Raw genomic sequence first — 276 nt, 5'->3', positions numbered from 1 at the left:
CAGCCTAGCACAGCGGTTTGCCGAGGTCCGGAAGCCCCGCCATACTCAGCGCGGACCCTGGTATGGATAGCTCCGATGCCTCACTGGCTGGTAATCGATCTGGAGGCCACCACCGCGGAAGGCGGCTGGCCCCTGGAGGAAATGGAAATCATCGAGATCGGCGCCACCCTGGTCGCCGCCGCGGACGCCCGCGAACTGGACCACTTCCAGCGTTTCGTACGGCCGGTCAGGCGGCCGCTGCTGACCCACTTCTGCCGCGACCTCACGCATATCAGC

Annotated in this window: 1 protein-coding gene; it reads left to right on the top strand. The window is 65.9% G+C overall.

Features of this window, described 5'->3' with window-relative positions; genetic code table 11:
• Positions 1–75 precede the first annotated feature (75 nt).
• Positions 76–276 (top strand): exonuclease domain-containing protein (locus ACLJNW_RS24830; protein WP_410961305.1); only part of this gene is annotated, 201 nt, incomplete at its 3' end.

The sequence above is a fragment of the Salmonella sp. SAL4457 genome (genome assembly GCF_046548235.1).
GTDB classification, from domain to species: Bacteria; Pseudomonadota; Gammaproteobacteria; order Enterobacterales; family Enterobacteriaceae; genus Salmonella; species Salmonella enterica.
The sequence above is the reverse complement of the archived record's forward strand: the minus strand, read 5'-3'. Positions and strand labels throughout refer to the sequence as shown.